The sequence below is a fragment of the Paraburkholderia sp. GAS38 genome (genome assembly GCF_050434965.1).
GTDB classification, from domain to species: domain Bacteria; phylum Pseudomonadota; class Gammaproteobacteria; order Burkholderiales; family Burkholderiaceae; genus Paraburkholderia; species Paraburkholderia phenazinium_A.
In genome coordinates, this window is record NZ_JBNDJO010000002.1 from 228,901 (window position 1) to 244,088 (window position 15,188).

7 protein-coding genes are annotated in these 15,188 nt (G+C 62.6%); 4 read left to right on the forward strand and 3 right to left on the reverse strand.

Annotated elements, in window-relative coordinates:
- Positions 1-53: 53 nt before the first annotated feature.
- Positions 54-2,933, reverse strand: a complete 2,880-nt coding sequence (locus P3T42_RS05245) for a valine--tRNA ligase (RefSeq protein ID WP_429305353.1) — start codon at positions 2,931-2,933, stop codon at positions 54-56.
- A gap of 822 nt (positions 2,934-3,755) precedes the next feature.
- On the opposite strand from P3T42_RS05245, the gene P3T42_RS05250 reads away from it, so the two are divergent.
- Together P3T42_RS05250 and P3T42_RS05255 are read left to right on the forward strand one after the other, a co-directional pair.
- Positions 3,756-6,107: a UvrD-helicase domain-containing protein gene (locus P3T42_RS05250; RefSeq protein ID WP_429305616.1), complete on the forward strand. Its 2,352-nt coding sequence runs from the start codon at positions 3,756-3,758 to the stop codon at positions 6,105-6,107.
- Complete coding sequence (locus tag P3T42_RS05255) at positions 6,104-6,898, forward strand: 5'-methylthioadenosine/adenosylhomocysteine nucleosidase (protein WP_429305354.1); 795 nt, start codon at positions 6,104-6,106, stop codon at positions 6,896-6,898. Before P3T42_RS05250 ends, P3T42_RS05255 begins: the two co-directional genes overlap by 4 nt.
- Here P3T42_RS05255 and P3T42_RS05260 read toward each other — a convergent pair.
- Both P3T42_RS05260 and P3T42_RS05265 read right to left on the reverse strand, forming a co-directional pair.
- Positions 6,895-8,799, reverse strand: a complete 1,905-nt coding sequence (locus tag P3T42_RS05260) for a propionate--CoA ligase (RefSeq protein WP_253190210.1) — start codon at positions 8,797-8,799, stop codon at positions 6,895-6,897. The genes P3T42_RS05255 and P3T42_RS05260 overlap by 4 nt on opposite strands.
- A 290-nt stretch (positions 8,800-9,089) precedes the next feature.
- Positions 9,090-10,340 carry an MFS transporter gene (locus P3T42_RS05265; RefSeq protein ID WP_429305355.1) on the reverse strand — a complete coding sequence of 417 codons (1,251 nt, stop codon included), beginning with the start codon at positions 10,338-10,340 and terminating at the stop codon, positions 9,090-9,092.
- A 424-nt stretch (positions 10,341-10,764) separates the two neighbouring features.
- Here P3T42_RS05265 and P3T42_RS05270 point away from each other — a divergent pair, with 424 nt between their 5' ends.
- Both P3T42_RS05270 and P3T42_RS05275 read left to right on the forward strand, forming a co-directional pair.
- The gene (locus P3T42_RS05270) at positions 10,765-12,435 is read left to right on the forward strand and encodes a methyl-accepting chemotaxis protein (protein WP_074300175.1); all 1,671 of its coding nucleotides are present in this window, start codon (positions 10,765-10,767) and stop codon (positions 12,433-12,435) included.
- 341 nt (positions 12,436-12,776) lie between these two features.
- The gene (locus tag P3T42_RS05275; protein ID WP_429305356.1) at positions 12,777-15,158 is read left to right on the forward strand and encodes a DUF6531 domain-containing protein; all 2,382 of its coding nucleotides are present in this window, start codon (positions 12,777-12,779) and stop codon (positions 15,156-15,158) included.
- Positions 15,159-15,188: the final 30 nt, after the last annotated feature.

Genomic DNA, 15,188 nt, shown 5'->3' on the forward strand with positions numbered 1-15,188 from the left:
CCTGAATCCTCTGGTGGCTACGCCTGTGCCGAGGCACAGGCATGGAGCATCAATCAGGCCGGCAGGCGCGCGAGTTGCGCGGTCAGCTTGCCGATAGTCGTTTCGTATTCTGCCAGCCTTTTCTGCTCTTGCTCAACGACTGCGGGCGGGGCCTTGGCGACGAAGCTCTCATTTTGCAGCTTGGCATTGCATTTCGTCACTTCGGCGCCCAGTCGCGCAATCTCTTTCGACAAGCGTTCGCGTTCGGCTGCGACGTCGATTTCGACCTTCAGCACCAGCTTGTCATTGCCTACGATAGCAATTGGCGCGCCATGTGCCTGAGCGTCGAGCGTGGCCTCGTCGGCGATGATCTGCACTTCCGACAACCGGGCCAGCGCCTGGGCGTACGGCGCGAAGGTGCGCAGGCGCTCGGCGTTGCCGGTGGCGAGCAGCGGCACCTTGGTGGCCGGCGACAGGTTCATTTCTCCGCGCAGGTTACGGCAGGCGTCGATGACGGCTTTCAGGTCGGCTACCCATTGCTCGGCGGCTTCGTCCAGCTTGCTCGCATCCGGGCGCGGATAAGCCTGCACCATGATAGAGGCTTCGCCCTCGGCCTTGCCTTGCGGGTAACGGTCGGCAAGGGGCGCCACCTTCTGCCAGAGCGCCTCGGTGATGAACGGAATCACCGGATGTGCCAGGCGCAACACGGTTTCGAGCACGCGCAGCAGGGTGCGGCGGGTGGCGCGCTGCTGTTCCGGCGCGCCGTTCTGGATCTGCACCTTGGCGAGTTCGAGATACCAGTCACAGTATTCGTCCCATACGAACTTGTACAGGGCATTGGCCACATTGTCGAAACGGTAGTCGGCGAAGCCTTTGGCCACTTCGGCTTCGACGCGCTGCAGATGCGAGACGATCCAGCGATCGGCCTGCGAGAAGTCCAGATATGCGCCGGGGCCGCAATTGCCTTCGCCATTCGGGCCGCACGCGTCGGCGGGCTTGCCGAAGCCGCAGTCGTGGCCTTCGCAGTTCATCAGCACGAAGCGGGTGGCGTTCCACAGCTTGTTGCAGAAGTTGCGGTAGCCCTCGCAGCGCGCGAGGTCGAAATTGACGTTGCGGCCGAGCGTGGCCATCGACGCCATGGTGAAGCGCAGCGCGTCGGTGCCGAACGCGGGAATGCCTTCGGGGAATTCCTTGCGGGTCTTTTTCTCGATCGACGCGGCCTGCTTCGGGTTCATCAGACCGGTGGTGCGCTTGGCGACGAGGGCGTCGAGACCGATGCCGTCGACGATATCGATCGGGTCGAGCGTGTTGCCCTTGCTCTTCGACATCTTCTGGCCTTCCGCGTCGCGCACGAGGCCATGCACGTAGACGGTGTCGAAAGGCACCTTGCCGGTGAAGTGGGTGGTCATCATGACCATCCGCGCGACCCAGAAGAAGATGATGTCGAAGCCGGTGACGAGCACCGATGACGGCAGGAAGGCTTCCAGTTCCTTCGTCTGGTTCGGCCAGCCGAGCGACGAGAACGGCACCAGCGCCGACGAGAACCACGTGTCGAGCACGTCTTCGTCGCGCTTCAGGGCGCCGGTATAACCCTTGGCGGCGGCTTGCGCGTGAGCCTCTTCTTCGGTTTTGGCGACGAAGATTTCGCCGTTATCGCCATACCAGGCGGGAATCTGATGGCCCCACCAGAGCTGGCGCGAGATACACCAGTCCTGGATGTTTTCGAGCCATTGATAGTACGTGGCGGTCCAGTTTTCCGGCACGAACTTGATCTGGCCGTTGCGTACGACGTCGAGCGCGGCTTCGGCGATCGACTTGCCGGGATTGAAGGTGCCTTCCGGCGCGGGCCGGCTCATGCCGACGAACCATTGGTCGGTGAGCATCGGTTCGAGGACGACGCCGGTGCGGTCGCCGCGCGGCACCATCAGCTTGTGCGGCTTGACGGATTCGAGCAGACCGATGGCTTCGAGATCGGCGACGACCTGCTTGCGTGCTTCGAAGCGATCGAGACCGCGGTACTTTTCGGGCGCGTTGTCGTTGATCTTCGCTTCGAGCGTGAGGATTTCGATTTGCGGCAGCTTGTGGCGCTGGCCGACCTGATAGTCGTTGAAATCGTGCGCGGGGGTGACCTTGACGACGCCGGTGCCGAATTCGCGGTCGACGTAGTCGTCGGCGATGATGGGGATGTCGCGGTCGGCGAGCGGCAGCTTGACGGACTTGCCGATCAGGTGCGCGTAGCGTTCGTCTTCCGGATGAACCATGACGGCGACGTCGCCGAGCATGGTTTCGGGGCGGGTGGTGGCGACTGTCAGGTGCCCCGAGCCGTCGGCGAGGGGGTACTGGATGTGCCAGAGATGGCCGTTTTCTTCTTCGCTGGCGACTTCGAGGTCGGAGACGGCGGTCATGAGGACCGGATCCCAGTTGACGAGGCGCTTGCCGCGGTAGATCAGGCCCTGTTCATAGAGACGGACGAAGACGTCGCGCACGGCGGCGGACATTTTGTCGTCCATGGTGAAGTATTCGCGGGACCAGTCGATGGAGGCGCCGAGACGGCGGACCTGGCTGGTGATGGTGGAGCCGGACTGCTGTTTCCATTCCCAGACGCGTTCGACGAACTTTTCGCGGCCGAGGTCATGGCGCGAGACTTTCTGGGCGTCCAGTTGGCGCTCGACGACGATCTGGGTGGCGATGCCGGCGTGGTCGGTGCCGGGGACCCAGAGGGTGTTTTCGCCGAGCATCCGATGGTAGCGGGTGAGGCCGTCCATGATTGTCTGGTTGAAGGCGTGGCCCATGTGGAGGGTGCCTGTGACGTTGGGCGGCGGGAGCTGGATGGAGAAGTTTTTGGTGTTTTCCGCGAACGCCGGCGCGGCGTAGGCGCGTTTTTCCCACTCCGGGCCCCATTGGGCTTCGATGTTGTGGGGTTCGAAACTCTTGGCAAGCGTGGTGTCGCTCATTGTGCGTGGTCTGGGATGCGGTGGAATCTTTCATTATAAAGGGTTGGAGGGGGGGGCTTGCGCTGCGCTTTTGGCTGTGTTCTTGGGGTGTTGGTCTTTTCTTGCATTCTTAGTGGTCTATTGGCGTCGCCCCTGTGCGGGGCGGCACTTACTTTCTTTGCCGCCGCAAAGAAAGTAAGCAAAGAAAGCGGGCTGCCACCGCTAGCCCGTAGTGAGCCATCTAGGTCTGCTAGTGGGAACGGCCCAAGACGAGATGCGCCCTCGCGGCATAGCCGTTAGTGACAAGGCCGTCATCCGTTCCAGCGTTGCGCTGCGCGCCCCGCCGTGGGGCACAACTTCTTCTGCGGAAGCTGACTCGGCACCGCCGCCGCGATACTCGCAAGCAACTCGCTTTCCCATGCAGACCCGACCGCGACGCACGTAGTGCGGAGTGGGGTGGATGAGTGCTGTGTCACGAGCGGTGGAAATGCGAGGGCGGGTCTCATCTTGGGCCGTTTCCACTAGCAGACCGAGATGGCTCACTAAACGCTAGCGGTGTGAGCCCGCTTTCTTTGCTTACTTTCTTTGCGGCGGCAAAGAAAGTAAGTGCCGCCCCGCACAGGGGCGACGCAAATAGACCGATACGAATGCAAGGAAAGGCCAACACCATAGATAAAACAACCAAAACCAAGGCGCCGCAGGCAAGCAGACCCAGAGGGAACGCAAAAAAAGGCCAACCCCGTAAGCAACCCACCAAAAGCGCCGCGCAGGCAAAACCCCAAAAAACCAAACCCACCCCCGAACCTTATAATGACGAACGAACCGCCGCCGACCCTCTGGAAAATGCCCGAACTCCTCAACAACCTGAACCCCGAACAACACGCCGCGGTAACGCTCCCGAACGAACCGGCGCTGATTCTGGCCGGCGCGGGCAGCGGCAAAACCCGCGTCCTGATCACCCGCATCGCGTGGCTCATCCAGCAAGGTCTGGCATCGCCAGCCACCATCCTCGCGGTCACCTTCACCAACAAAGCCGCCCGCGAAATGATGGCGCGCCTGCAAGCGCTCCTCCCCATCGACACACGAGGCATGTGGATCGGCACCTTCCACGGCCTCTGTAACCGCATGCTGCGCGCCCATCACCGCGACGCCGGCCTGCCCGCCACCTTCCAGATCCTCGATACCGCCGACCAGCTCTCCGCGATCAAACGTCTGATGAAGGGCCTGAATATCGACGACGAAAAGTACCCGGCGAAAAATCTCCAGTACTTCATCAACAACGCCAAAGAGCAGGGCCTGCGCCCCAAAGACGTCGACGCCACCGACAACTTCAACCGCAAGTTCGTCGAACTCTACGAAGCCTACGACCAGCAGTGCCAGCGCGAAGGCGTCGTCGATTTCCCCGAACTGCTGCTGCGCTGCTTCGAACTGCTCGCCCACAATCCGCCGCTGCGTGCTCACTATCAGGCGCGCTTCCGCCACATCCTCGTCGACGAGTTCCAGGACACCAACAAGCTTCAGTACGCCTGGCTCAAGATGCTCGCCGGGCAGACCAACTCCATCTTCGCCGTCGGCGACGACGACCAGTCCATCTACGCATTCCGCGGCGCCAACGTCGGCAACATGCGCGACTTCGAACAGGAGTTCAATGTCCGCCATCTGATCAAGCTCGAGCAGAACTATCGCTCGCACGGCCACATCCTCGATGCGGCCAATCAGTTGATCGCCAATAACTCGCGGCGGCTCGGCAAGAACCTGCGCACCGACGCCGGCCACGGCGAACCCGTGCGCGTCTACGAAGCCACCACCGATACCCAGGAAGCCGGCTGGATCGTCGAGGAAATCAAGGCGCTCATCAGCACCGGCACTTCGCGCAGCGAAGTCGCCGTGCTGTACCGGAGCAACGCGCAGTCGCGCACCATCGAACACACGCTCGTCAACGCCGGTATCGCCTATCGCGTGTACGGCGGCCTGCGCTTCTTCGAGCGTCAGGAAATCAAGCACGCGCTCGCCTATCTGCGCCTGATCGACAACCCGAACGACGACACCGCGTTTTCGCGCGTCGTCAATTTCCCGACTCGAGGAATCGGCGCGCGCTCGATCGAGCAGCTCGCGGACGCGGCACGGCTTTACAACTGCTCGATGGCGGCGGCGATTCCGTACGTCGCCGGCAAGGCGGGTTCGAGCCTCGCCGGCTTCGCAAATCTGATCGGCAAGATGCGCGCGGAAACCCAGCAGATGAGCTTGCCCGAGACGGTCGAGTACGTGGTGCGCGCCAGCGGTCTGTCGGAGTTTTATCAGACCGAACGCGAAGGTCAGGACCGCCTCGAGAACTTGCAGGAACTGGTCAACGCGGCGGCCGCTTTCGTCAGCGAAGAAGGCTACGGACTCGACACGCCCGCGCGTTCCATCCCGCTGCGTCCGGGTGCGACCACCGCGCCGGAACTGGTGAGCGCGACCGACGACCCCAACACCGTCGTCCTCGACGCACCGAACTTCACCGACCCCGCGCAGAACCCCGATACGATGACGCCGCTCGCCGGCTTCCTCTCGCACGCTTCGCTCGAAGCTGGCGACAACCAGGCGCAGGCCGGCCAGGAAGCCGTGCAACTGATGACGGTCCACGCGGCCAAGGGCCTCGAGTTCACCGCCGTGTTTATCACCGGTCTCGAAGAAGGTCTTTTCCCGCACGAGAACAGCGCGATGGAAACCGACGGCCTCGAAGAAGAGCGCCGTCTGATGTATGTGGCGATCACGCGCGCCAAGGAGCGGCTGTATCTTTCCTTCGCGCAGAGCCGGATGCTGCACGGCCAGACGCGCTACAACATCCGTTCGCGTTTCTTCGACGAACTGCCGCAGGAAACGCTCAAGTGGCTCACGCCCAAGGTCGAAGCGGGCGCCCGTTGGGGCGGCCGTTCCGACAACGCCGGCTATGGCCGCGACTGGTTCGCCCGGCCGGGTTACACCGGTCCGTCGTCGTCGACCCCGGCGTCGCTGCCGGCGTTCGCCAATGAACAGCGCGCCGCCGAAAGCGGCTTCCGCGTCGGTCAGCAAGTGTTCCACACCAAGTTCGGCGAAGGCACGATCACCGCGCTCGAAGGTGGCGGCACGGATGCCAAGGCACAGGTCAAGTTCAAGCGGCATGGCGAGAAGTGGCTGGCGCTCGCCGTCGCCAAACTGCAGGCGGTCGAATGAGCACAGCGCAAACCGGGGCCGCGGGCGGGCGTCGTCCGCTCGGTGTCATGGCGGCCTTGCCGCAGGAACTCGGCGATCTGGTCGAGGCCATGCGCGCCGAATCCGGCGTGCGCACGGTCACCCACGGCCGCCGCGATTATCACCTCGGCACCGTGCACGGCGCGCCGTGCGTCGTGACGCTCGCGCGCATCGGCAAGGTGGCGGCGGCCGCGACGGTCAGCGCGCTGATCCATGCGTTCGATGTCGAGGCGGTGGTGTTCACGGGTGTCGCCGGCGGGGTGGGACGTGAGGTGCGGATTGGCGACGTCGTCGTGGCCGATTCCCTGACGCAGCACGATCTCGACGCCTCGCCGCTATTTCCGCGTTTTGAAGTGCCGCTGCTCGGCGTCGCACGCTTCGCCGCGGATCAGGGACTGGCGGATCAACTCGCGGCGGCAACGGGGAAGTTTGTCGCGGAAGAGGGGCCCGCGCTGGCGGCGCGCTTCGGCACGCAACTGCCGCAGGTGCATCGGGGGCTCATCATCAGCGGCGATCAGTTCGTCGCCAGTGCGGCGGCCGTCGAAGCGCTGCGCGAGGCCTTGCCCGATGCGCTCGCCGTCGAAATGGAAGGCGCCGCGATTGCCCAGGTGTGTCATGAATACGGTGTGCCGTGCGCGATCGTGCGCACGATCTCGGACACGGCTGACGCGCACGCGCCTACGTCGTTCGCGTCGTTTCTGACCGAGATCGCCGGGACGTATTCGAACGGCATCCTGAAGCGCTTTTTGCGGGCGCGCGCTGTCGCCGGCTAAGCTTTCCCACCGGCGGCCAGCGCATCGCGCACCTGCTGCAACGCGCCGGCATCTTCGATGGTCGGCAGATCGCCTGGATCGCGGCCTTCCGCCAGCGCCGCAATCGCGCGGCGCAGCAGCTTGCCGGAGCGCGTCTTCGGCAGCATCGACACCATATGCACCCGCGCCGGCCGCGCAATCGCGCCGAGCTGCCGGTCCACCGTGGTGATGAGATCGGCCTCCAGTTTCGCGCGTGCCTCGTCAGCCGCATAACGGTCCGCGTCGCGCAGCACGACGAACGCCAACGCCACCTGGCCCTTCAGCGGATCGGCCACGCCCACCACCGCGACTTCAGCCACCGCCGTATGGCTCGACAACGCTTCCTCGATCTCCCGCGTGCCGAGACGATGGCCCGCCACGTTGATCACATCGTCGGTGCGGCCGAGGATCGTCACGTAGCCGTTGGCATCCTGGATACCCCAGTCGAAGGTCGAATAGAGCTGCTGGTCCGGCACGCTCGACCAGTAGGTGCTGACGAAGCGCCGGTCGTCGCCCCACACGGTCGACATGCAGCCCGGCGGCAGCGGATAGCCCAGCGTGATCACGCCTTTCTCGCCCGGCGCGCAGACTTCGCCGGTCTGCTCGTTGCGCAGCGTCAGGTTGTAGCCGTAGACCGGCACGCCCGGCGAACCCAGCTTCGGCGGTAGCGCTTCGACGCCGCGCTGGATCGCCAGCATCGGCCAGCCGGTCTCGGTCTGCCAGTAGTTGTCGACCACCGGTTTGCCGAGCGCGTCGGCGATCCATGAGGCGGTCGGTTCGTCAAGAGGCTCACCGGCGAGGAACAGGGTGCGCAAGCTCGACAGATTGGATTTCTTCAGCAGCGCCGGGTCCTGTTTCTTGAGGACGCGCAAGGCGGTCGGCGCGGTGAACATCAGGTTGATCCGATGCTGCTCGACGAGCCGCCACCAGATGCCGCCGTCCGGGCGGATCGGGGTGCCTTCGTACATCACGGTGGTCAGGCCCGCGATCAACGGCGCATAGATGATGTAGCTATGGCCGACCACCCAGCCGATGTCCGACGCGGTGAACATGGTGTCCCCCGCGCGGCCCTCGAAGATGTACTCCATGGATGCCGCCAGCGCCACCGCATAGCCGCCCACGTCGCGCACCACGCCTTTGGGCCGTCCGGTCGTGCCTGAGGTGTAGAGCACATACGACGGCTCGTTGGACTCCAGCCACTCGCACGGCACATGGGCGTCGAAAAACTGTTCGCGCAGCGGCTCGTAGTCGACGAGGTAGCTGGCGTTCAGGCGCTCGGGCGCGAGCTGCCGGTCGATCCGCAGCACGTGCGGCGGCTTGTGTTGCGCGCGGGCGAGCGCTTCGTCGACGAGCGGCGTGTAGTCGATCACCTTGCCGCCGCGCGCGCCGGCGTCGGCGGTGACGATCAGCGCCGGCTTCGCATCGTCGATGCGCGCGGCGAGACTCGGCGCCGCGAAGCCGCCGAACACCACCGAGTGAATCGCACCGAGCCGCGCGCAGGCGAGCATCGTGAACACGGCTTCGGGGATCATCGGCAGGTAGACCAGCACGCGGTCGCCGCGCTTGACGCCGAGCGAGCGCATCACCGCGGCCATGCGGTTGATTTCCGCGTACAGCTCCGCGTAGGTGTAGCGTCGTTCGATGCCGGTTTCCGTCGATACATACACCAGCGCGTTTTGCTGCGCCCGTTCCGCGAGATGGCGGTCCACGGCGTTGTGGCACAGATTGGTCCGGCCGCCGACGAACCAGCGCGCGAACGGCGGGTTCGAACGGTCGAGTACGGTCTCGAACGGCGTCTCCCAATGGATGCGTCGCGCTTCGTCGCGCCAGAAGTCTTCGGGGGCTTCGATGGAACGGCGGTGGAACTCGCGGTAACGGGTCATCGGCGGCGATCCTTCCTGCAGCTTGGGGTGAGCGGGCGTTCGAGGCAGACCTCGCACGCTGGGCGATCCAGGGCATCGAGCTTCGAACATCGCAGCGTGGGTGTGCTTCTGCGCACAGCATAGAGCAGGCCTGGCAGCGCGGACAACGCGGGTTCACCATAGGGGCGGGCGCAGACGCCTCGTTGCGCCGGATATTTCCAAACGCCGCCGCGACGACCTGTATCGCTCGCCGCGTCCAATGAAAAAAGGCGCCGCAGCGCCTTTTCCCTTCATCCCCGCTTTGAGACCGTTCAGGCCTTCGCGCGCTTACCCTCAATGTTTGGAAGGAACACCGTCAGCACCCCGATCAGCGGCAGGAACGAGCAGACTTTGTAGACGTAGGCGATGCTGGTGGCATCCGCCAGTTGACCGAGCACCGCCGCGCCGATCCCGCCCAGCCCGAACGCGAAGCCGAAGAAGAGCCCCGCGACCATCCCGACCTTGCCCGGAATCAGCTCCTGCGCATACACGAGGATCGCCGAGAAGGCCGATGCCAGCACCACGCCGATCACCACGGTCAGCACGCCGGTCCAGAACAGGTTGGCGTACGGCAGCAGTAACGTGAACGGCGCGACGCCGAGGATCGACACCCAGATCACATACTTGCGGCCGATGCGGTCGCCGATCGGACCGCCGATGATGGTGCCCGCTGCCACGGCCGCAAGGAACACGAACAGATGGACCTGCGCGGCTTGCACCGGCAGATGGAACTTGGCGATCAGATAGAAGGTGAAGTAGCTGTTGATGCTGGCGAGATAGAAGTACTTCGAGAACACCAGCAGCACCAGCACGCCCATCGCAAACAGCACCTTGCTGCGCGACAGCGTGGCGTGGCCGGCCTGCGCCCCGCGCGCCTTACTGGTGGCCGGATGGCGCTTGTACCAGCGGCCGATCTGCGTGAGCACGAAGATCGCCACCAGCGCCGCCACCGACACCCACGCAATGCTGCGCTGGCCGTGCGGGATGATGATCAGCGCGGCGAGCAACGGCCCCAGCGACGAGCCGGCGTTGCCGCCCACCTGGAACAGCGACTGGGCGAGGCCGTGCTGGCCGCCCGAGGCCATGCGCGCCACCCGCGACGACTCAGGATGGAACACCGACGAGCCGCAGCCGACCAGGGCCGCCGCGACCAGCAGAATGCCGAAGCTCGGCGCAACCGACATCAGCAGCAAACCGGCCAGCGTAAAACCCATGCCGACGGGCAGGGAATAGGGCTTCGGGTGCTTGTCGGTATAGATGCCGATGAGCGGCTGCAGCAGCGATGCGGTGATCTGGTAGGTCAGCGTGATCAGGCCGATCTGCCCGAACGACAGCGAAAAATTGGCCTTCAGCATCGGATAGATCGCGAGGATCAGCGACTGGATCATGTCGTTGATCAGGTGCGAGAAGCTGATTGCGCCGAGCACCGAGTAGACCGTGCGCTGGGCTTTGGTGGCGAGAGGGGACGCAGCAGGACCGGAGGCGGCGCCGGCCAGGGCGGTTTTGTCGAGGCTCGTTTCCATACGCTTGAGAGAAGGTGAGAAAGGTGAGCGAGGGCCGGAGTCGCTTGCAGCGGCATTTCGACGCAGCGACCGGCGCTTTAGGATGTTTCACAAAGTGTAATGTGGCTCGCGTGAAATGTTCGGACAACTTTTGTCGCGAACCGGACAACAATCCGGTCGAAGACGGCACCGCGATGGGGCAAGCCGGCGCGTGGCTGCCACGCGCCAGCTGCGTGCGCAAGTTGCCGGGGACGCCGCCGAGGCGAATTTTGGCCGTGTATAAAGCGGTCGCGGGGGCATGGCTTACTAGGCGATGCGCCTACGGGGACGGAGCGCTGCGCGCCGGCGGCATTAAAGATTGCAGCCGGAAATGCCGTAGACCCGGTGAGATAACAAGGAATGCCGGAACCGACCGTTTCGGCAGGCGATACGTGGGGACCAAAATATGAAAGCAGTTTCGCTAGGCAGCCAGCCGGGCGTGGGGTTCGTGGCGGGCGGCGAGCCGGCGGGTGGCGCGTCGCCTTCGCATCAGCCGGCTGGGCGGCTCAAGGGCTTGTCCGTCAAGGCGATGCTGCGACTGGCGTTTGCCGTGCTGCTGATCGGCACGCTCGTGATCGGGGTGTTTTCGTTGACCCAGATCAGCCGGCTCAACGCGTCGGCGCAATCCATCTATGACCAGGGCCATGTGGCGAGCCGGGCGGCTGAGGAAGCGCGTGGTTATGTGCTGCGGGCAAGCCGGGCGCAAAAGATGTTGCTGACCGCGACGACGGCCAAGGAGCGCGACGAACTGGGCGCGGACATCGACAAGGGTCTCTCGGGTATCTCCACCCAGATGAGCACGCTGCAACAGTACGTGGACAGCTCGGACGCAGCCCAGGTCGAGCAGCAGAAGAAATTCGCCGCCGCGGTGGCGACCTGGAGCGGTCACCTGCGCGATTTCGTGACGTTGGTGAAGGCGCAGCCGCTGGATCTGTCGCAGATGAACTGGCAGGTCGGCATGCAGGACGTGTCGTTGCTGGTGGAGACGGAAAAGCTCGAGAAGATGGTCGACACGCTGGTCGAGCAACGTAGCGTGGCGGCGAAGGCGACCATCGAGGCGTCGGCCTTCATTTACCACTCGTCGTTTGTGATGATGGCCGCGATGACGATCGGCCTGATCGTGCTGGCGTTTGCCGTCAGCGAATGGGTGGTGCGGCGCCTCGCGCGGCAACTGGGCGGCGAGCCGGTGTATGCCAAGGAGATTGCGAGCCGGATTGCGGCGGGCGATCTGTCGAACCGGATTGCGCTGGCGCGCAACGACCGGTCGAGCATGTTGTCGGCGCTGCATGACATGCAGAGTGGCCTGTCGACGACGGTATCGGACATTGCCGCGAGTGCGGATGCGATTGCGACGGCGTCGGGCGAGATTTCGATGGGCAACCTGGACCTGTCGCAGCGGACTGAGCAGCAGGCGATGGCGCTGGAGCGTACGGCGAGCAGCATGGAGCAGTTGACATCGACGGTGCGGCAGAACGCCGACAACGCGAAGCAGGCGAGCACACTGGCCAACAACGCCTCGGAGATTGCGGAGAAAGGTGGCGCGGTGGTGAGCCGCGTGGTGGCGACGATGAGCGAGATCAATGACAGCGCGAAGAGCATTGGCGACATCATTGGCGTGATTGAGGGGATTGCTTTCCAGACCAACATTCTGGCGCTGAACGCGGCGGTCGAGGCGGCGCGCGCGGGCGAGGAGGGGCGTGGTTTCTCGGTGGTGGCGGGCGAGGTGCGCAATCTGGCGCAGCGCAGCGCGGGGGCGGCCAAGGAGATCAAGGCGTTGATCAGCGCGTCGGTCGAGCGGGTGGGGAACGGGTCTGCGTTGGCGCAGGATGCCGGGAATACCATGGATGAGGTCGTGAAGGCGGTGAAGCGCGTCACGGACATCATGGGAGAGATTTCGGCTGCTTCTGCCGAGCAGAGTTCTGGGATCGAGGAGATTAACCTCGCGGTTACGCAGATGGATGCTGGGACTCAGCAGAATGCGGCGCTTGTCGAGCAGGCTACCGCTGCTGCCCGGTCTCTGGATGATCAGGCTCAGGCTTTGAAGGGGATGGTGGGGAAGTTTCGGTTAAGGGGGTAATTTTTTGTCTTGCAGGGGGCTTGGGGGTTTTTAGCACTCGCGGGTGTTGCCTGCGCACTGCCGCGCACGCGTATCAGTGCGAATAGCTGGCGAACCAAGCAGCAAGTCGGTCTTTCTGGATAGCAATTCGTACTGCCATGCAATTCGTGGCTCGTCCTTACGCAACATTCTCCTCGGGGTGCCCATTTCCGGCACCCCTTTTTTCGTCTTGTGGAAGTGCAGAGCGAGGTTTGTTTGAACGCAGGGAGGTAGGAGCTTTAGGAGTGGTCTGATATCCAGTCATCCCGATCTCATTAAGAGTTGCTGCGCGCGTTAGCTAAATAAAACATTTAGGGAGAAAAATGAAAGCGCGAAAACCCTTCATGAGATTCTCGGGCCGGATTGACCGGTTGATCCTGGCAACAGGCTTGCTGGTTTCTGTTGCTTATGCCAATGCGGCGACGGAAGACCAGTGCATGCGCCTGTTCTTCAAGTCCCAAGGTGTCCCAGGTACCCCAAACTGCGCAGTGCAGACCGGCGGCACCATGCCCGGTGACGATGGATCCGAAGACCCCTACAACTGGCTGAACTACTACAACTGTGGAAGCTATATAGCGGATTACTGTGCCGGTTCGACGGGTGGTGTACCGTCCGACGACACCTGCCCGGTGGCCGATCCTGTGCTCGCAGCCAGTGGCGTCGTGACGACAACGGAAAATGACTTTGTCAGCGGTGATGAGATACCGTTCGCATTTACGCGTACGTACCGCTCGGTTCCTTACCCGCTAAACACCAAGGACGTCGGCGCAAACTGGTTTCACAACTGGCAGCGGAAACTGGCTATCGTTGGTGACGGAGATAGCGTTCAAAAGGTAAATGCGTACAGGCCAAACGGCGAGCCCATTACCTTTACGCTGACGAGCGGGACATGGCGAACCGCCATCTTCAGCGGCCTGGCATTGGCTCGCAGTGACGCTGGCTGGTCGCTCACCGACCTCGTGACGGAAGCAGTGGAAACGTATTCCGCGCAGGGTGTCTTGTTATCGGAGACAACCAGGACCGGGTTCGTCAGGACGTTAATCTATGATGGATCGGGACGCCTTACCGCGATCACCCAGCATGGTCCCGGAACCAACGCTGTCAACGATTTGACCATTCGGCTCGAATACAACCAGAATGGTCACATTCAGCGCCTGACAGACCCTGCGGGCGGTATCACACAATACAAGTACGATTACTGGGGCAATCTGTCCTCCGTCACGTGGCCTGATGGGAGCGTGCGCCAGCATGTCTATGACGATATCAATTCTAAACGCGCGCTGACCGGCATCATCGACGAAGCTGGCTCCCGTATCGCAACGTGGAAATATGACAGCCAAGGTAGAGCAATTGCTGTCAATCATCCTGACACCACAAAGAACGTCCAGTTATCCTACGGATTGGGAGCGACCACGGTAACGGATAGCAATGGTGCGAGGACGCTTTCTTTTTCGACGATAGTCGACAAGGTTTTCCCAAGTGGTAGCAACGGCTCAATGTCGAGCGCGTTCAGGTGGGATGCCTCGGGCAGGCTACAGGAGACTACACGACCGGCGCGCAACGCCGTTTACAGTTACGACGCAACCGGGCGTCCAGTGAAGGCGATAGTCCGTACTGCGACCGGCGTGGCTGTTACATCCGTCCGCTACGCTGACGCGAACAGTCTGCATCCTTCCACTATCGCGATGCCGGGGAAAGTTCAGGCGTACGTATACGACCAGAACGGGAACGTCACTGGTTTCAGTGAGTTCTCTACGAACGATCTGACGGGTGAAAGCGGATTCGATGCGACAGCTTCGGGGCAACAGGAAACGATAGGTGCCCGTTACGACGCTGCAAACAGACTGGTTGCTGCAACCGTCAATGTCAACAAGGTCAAGACCGCTGACTGGATATATTTTTATGATGCCACTGGCAACCTCAATACTGCGCAGGACCTGGTTTCCGGATGGCTCTTCGGAAACCAGGACAGGGATGCTGCCCATCGGGTCACGTGGCAGACCGGCAACTACCGGGAAGCGCGGATAACGTACGACACGAGAGGACGTGTAACGCAATTCAGATACGACGAACAGCCGATAATAAAAACAGGGCGTACCGGTCGGATCCTGACCGTAGATTATGCCTATTCACTTAACGGTACTCTGGCGTTGCGTAACGGTACGCTTACGCTCTATGGCCAGGCGTCGCAGATCCTCAGTAGTGGTGATACGGACAAGTGGCTTGATAACTATGAGTCGGGTGCCGATCCCGTTGGTCCTGCGCCGGGTGTGCCTGGCTGGTTGCGGTCCCTCGTCTCTGATCCTGTTAGGCAAACACGGGCCGTGTGTGTGGATTGTGCTTTTATCCAGGCGCGTCTCGCATGGCCGTACTTCCTGCATGATCTCTACTTTAGTGCGCAGTCCTCTCAGCCCATGACGGATAGTCCGGTTGAATTGCAGGTTGCTGCGCAAAACAAGGTACCTTTTTCGATCCTGACGCCTGATCTTTCGCATCGGACAATGCTTTATGCGAAACTGTTTGGGAGTGACACGGCACAGCCCGGTGGCATGGTGAAGTGCAAGGACACGGAAGACTGTGCACAGGTTCGGACCATGTGCCGCGAAAAGTGCGACGCGGTATTGCCGACCGGTTCCCGCAGAGGTTTCCCTTACTGGAACTGTGTGAACGACTGTGCAGAGCTGCACGGCTGTTCCCGCATCTAATCAGCGAAGAATGCCGCTAATTTAGGAGTT

Bases quoted from the DNA above. Each gene is read 5' to 3' on its own strand.
- P3T42_RS05245 (WP_429305353.1), bottom strand. From the start codon at position 2,933: ATGAGCGACACCACGCTTGCCAAGAGTTTCGAACCCCACAACATCGAA.
- P3T42_RS05250 (WP_429305616.1), top strand. From the start codon at position 3,756: ATGCCCGAACTCCTCAACAACCTGAACCCCGAACAACACGCCGCGGTA.
- P3T42_RS05255 (WP_429305354.1), top strand. From the start codon at position 6,104: ATGAGCACAGCGCAAACCGGGGCCGCGGGCGGGCGTCGTCCGCTCGGT.
- P3T42_RS05260 (WP_253190210.1), bottom strand. From the start codon at position 8,799: ATGACCCGTTACCGCGAGTTCCACCGCCGTTCCATCGAAGCCCCCGAA.
- P3T42_RS05265 (WP_429305355.1), bottom strand. From the start codon at position 10,340: ATGGAAACGAGCCTCGACAAAACCGCCCTGGCCGGCGCCGCCTCCGGT.
- P3T42_RS05270 (WP_074300175.1), top strand. From the start codon at position 10,765: ATGAAAGCAGTTTCGCTAGGCAGCCAGCCGGGCGTGGGGTTCGTGGCG.
- P3T42_RS05275 (WP_429305356.1), top strand. From the start codon at position 12,777: ATGAAAGCGCGAAAACCCTTCATGAGATTCTCGGGCCGGATTGACCGG.